Origin of the sequence: Arthrobacter sp. B1805, assembly GCF_002929745.1 — a bacterium.
In the GTDB taxonomy this organism is placed as follows: domain Bacteria; phylum Actinomycetota; class Actinomycetes; order Actinomycetales; family Micrococcaceae; genus Arthrobacter_D.
Map to the genome: position 1 here is coordinate 1 of NZ_PJIQ01000040.1, position 3,149 is coordinate 3,149.

At 67.4% G+C, this 3,149-nt stretch carries 5 protein-coding genes and 1 pseudogene; 3 read left to right on the forward strand and 3 right to left on the reverse strand.

Annotated elements, in window-relative coordinates; translation table 11 throughout:
* The 3 genes and pseudogenes from CXQ96_RS17735 to CXQ96_RS17740 form a co-directional block, all read left to right on the forward strand.
* Positions 1-311 (forward strand): annotated as a pseudogene (locus CXQ96_RS17735) (hypothetical protein); the annotation flags it as partial.
* Positions 301-477 carry a hypothetical protein gene (locus tag CXQ96_RS18535; RefSeq protein WP_181036544.1) on the forward strand — a complete coding sequence of 59 codons (177 nt, stop codon included), beginning with the start codon at positions 301-303 and terminating at the stop codon, positions 475-477. The pseudogene CXQ96_RS17735 and the gene CXQ96_RS18535, both read left to right, overlap by 11 nt.
* Positions 478-511: 34 nt before the next feature.
* A complete protein-coding gene (locus CXQ96_RS17740) occupies positions 512-883 on the forward strand; it encodes a metalloregulator ArsR/SmtB family transcription factor (protein WP_258059191.1) in 372 nt (123 codons plus the stop codon).
* Positions 884-952: 69 nt separating this feature from the next.
* Here the strand turns inward: CXQ96_RS17740 and CXQ96_RS18540 are convergent, their stop codons facing one another.
* The 3 genes from CXQ96_RS18540 to CXQ96_RS17750 all read right to left on the reverse strand — a co-directional run.
* On the reverse strand, positions 953-1,090 hold the full coding sequence (locus CXQ96_RS18540; protein WP_181036545.1) for a hypothetical protein: 138 nt from the start codon (positions 1,088-1,090) through the stop codon (positions 953-955).
* A gap of 51 nt (positions 1,091-1,141) precedes the next feature.
* Entirely contained in the window at positions 1,142-1,786 is a 645-nt protein-coding gene (locus CXQ96_RS17745; RefSeq protein WP_104119351.1) for a low molecular weight phosphatase family protein, read from the reverse strand.
* A gap of 178 nt (positions 1,787-1,964) precedes the next feature.
* Positions 1,965-3,149: flavoprotein (locus tag CXQ96_RS17750; RefSeq protein ID WP_104119354.1), on the reverse strand; the 1,185-nt coding region annotated here is incomplete at its 5' end.

Consider the following 3,149-nt stretch of genomic DNA (forward strand, 5'->3'; position numbering starts at 1 on the left):
CCGCCCAGTTCTCCCTCTCCCACGCCTGCTACCTCCTGGCCTACCCCCTCGCCGGGTGGGTCGGAGCCGCCGCCGGCCTGAGCGTCGCCGCCATCGTCCTCGGAGCACTCGCCCTCATCGGCACGATCACAGCACTGATGCTCTGGCCCGCTCCCCGACCGGCAGCCCCAGCTCCAGGCACCGGTGCAGACACAACCGAGGCCACGACCGGGGTCGCCGCCACGGCCGGCACCGACACGCGCAGCGACTCAGCAGCACCAGCCGCTCCCCGTCCACGGGGAACGACGCGCGGTGGTGGGCGTGGGCAGTAACGTGAACCGTGACCAGAACAGCGGCCAGGACAGCGACCAGCACAGCGGCCTGAACGGTGATGTGGAGAAGAAATACACCGTGCGAGCATCGGTGTTCGGGTTGAGGTACCGGTACGAGGCGGGCGACAAGGGGGGCGAGGAACATCGTGAACGAAGCACCGGCTGACCCGCCGGCCAGTCCTGCCGCCGTCCTTCATCCGGTGACCGAGGAGGACACCGACCAGCCACGTCAGGTGGCGCCGAGTCTTGTCCATCCTGTCGTGCCGGATGCCCAGCGCCTCGAAGCCGGTGCGTCGACCTTCCGGATGCTGGCCGATCCCACCCGCCTGCACATCCTGTGGATCCTCACACAAGGGCCCGCGGACGTCGGGACGATGGTCGCCGCGACCGGGGCGAACCGCACCGCGGTCAGCCAGCACCTGGCCAAACTCCGTCTCTCCGGGCTCGTCTCGACCCGCAAGGACGCCCGCAACGTCATCTACAGCATCATCGACGGACACCTCACACGACTCATCCTCGAAGGCATGAACCACGCCGACCACCGCGTCACCGGCGAACCCACCCACGAATAAAACGGAAGGGGGCCCGAAACGGCTGGCAGCCGTCCGCTAAGTGCTGGCACTCGGTGCCATGTTGGCTGCTTATCTGCTGGTGGTGTTCTGGACCTCACCGACGAGTTCCTTGAGGAAAAGCATGCCGGTGGTGTTGCCTTCGGCGTCGAAGACGCGGGCGGTGTAAGCGCCAGCGCGGCGCATGATCGCCAGGGCCGCAAATTGCACCGGTAAGTGGCGTTGTTTTCGCAGTGGTATCTGGCCATGAACCTCGGGGACTTAGCTGGCGAGTTGTGAGACGAGTCCTTCTAGGCGGGCACGCAGGGCGTCCCGCACGCCCCGGACTCCGTCGAGGTCCATGGTCGCCGGGTCGGAGATGTGCCAGTCCTCGTACTTCTTGCCGGGGTAGATGGGGCAGGTGTCCCCGCAGCCCATGGTGATGACGACGTCGGCTGCGCGGACGACGTCGTCGGTGAGGGGTTTGGGGAACTCCTCGCCGAGGCTGATCCCGATCTCGCTCATGGCGGTGACGACGTTCTCGTCGAGGTGCTCAACCGGCATTGAGCCTGCTGAGCGGACGTTCACAGCGCCCTGGGTGAGGTCCTTGAGGAGGGCTGCGGCCATCTGGGAGCGACCTGCGTTTTGGACGCAGACGAAGAGGACTTCGGGGACTCCACTGGGGCGTTTGCCCTGCGCGTGGGCGAGGGCATTGAGCCGGTCGCGGGCGAACCGGCGGGTGATGATCGGGAGGTAGGTTTTGATCTTGGCTGTGCGGGCGAGGGCCGTGTAGGACTCGAAGACGTAGCGTTCGACCATTTCGGGACCGAACACCCCATTGAAGGAGGCGGCGAGCTCGTCGCAAATGCGGTGCAGGACGTGCTCGTGGGTGCCGGTGGGATCATCAGCTGGCGAGAGCGTGCTCATGGTGTTCGTCCTTCCTGGTGCTCTGACCGGCGGGCGGGTCCGCCTGCCGGGTCCTCCTTCAACCTGCTTGCCGGCTATGGTCCGAACCTGCCGGCCCCAATCGGTGGTCGGCGTCAGTAGTCGGAGTCAGTAGTCGGAGTCAGTAGTCGGAGTCAGTAGTCGGAGTCAGTAGTCGGAGTCAGTAGTCGGAGTCACCGGAGCGGCCGTGCGCGGTGCCGGTGGGAAACCCGATCATGACCAGTTGCGGCTCAGGCGCGGAGCAGCACCCGCCAGCACCAGCGTCCATCTCAGATGCTGTATCGCTTGCCGCTTCACCTGCTGCTTCGGTCCCACAGGACGCACCAGCGGCCCCAGTGATGCTGGCGAGGGTGGTTGCGGCGGGGGTGTCGCAGGAGCCGCCGAGGTCGGTGCTGCAGACCCCGGTTTCGGGCAGCTCGAGCTGGAGGCGGGATGCGGCTTCGAGGTCGCCGGCGATTGCGGCGGTCACGGAGCGGACCTGCTCGTATCCGGTGGCGAGCAGGAAGGTGGGTGCGCGTCCGTAGGACTTCATCCCGACGAGATAGAAATCCTTCTCCGGGTGGGCCAGGACGTCCGCACCATGCGCCGGGACTGTTCCGCAGGAATGGAACTCGGGGTCGATCAGGGGCCCAAGGGCGCGCGGTGCCTCCACAGCGGGATCGAGTTCCAGGCGCAGCTCGCGGAGGATGTCGAGGTCCGGCCGGAACCCGGTCGCGGGAACGAGGACGTCGACGTCGATGGTGCGGAACCCGTCCGGCGTCGACGCGGTCACGGCCAGACCCGTGTCGGTGGCGTTGAGGCTGGTGATGGTGAAGTTGGTGACGAGCTCGATGACGCCGTCGCTGACGAGGGTGCGCAGGCGGCTGCCGAGCTGCCCGCGGGCGGGCAGGCCGTCGAGGTCCCCGCCGCCGTAGAGCTTCTGAGCGGGTCCGCTGCCGCGCACGGCCCAGAGGATGCGGGTACCGGGTTCGTTCTTGGCGACCTGGCCGAGGTTGATGAGGGTGTTCGCGGCCGAGTGACCGGCTCCGACGACCATGACGGTCTTACCAGCGAAGCGGTCACGTTCGGTGCCGACGACGTCGGGCAGCGCGGTGGTGATGAACGCGGACGCTGCGTCTTCGCCGGGCGCGTGCAGGCCAGCCTGGCCAAGGGGGTTGGGCTGGCCCCAGGTGCCGGAGGCGTCGACGACGGCGCGCACAAGGTGATCGGTGGTGCCCTCGGGGCTGGTGACGCGGACGAGGAACGGGGTGGTGTCGCGGTCCTTCGTTCGGGTCTTGTCCATCCCCAGCCGGGTGACCGCGGTGACGGTGCTCTTGAAGTGCAAGGTCTCCCCGATGGCCGGGAG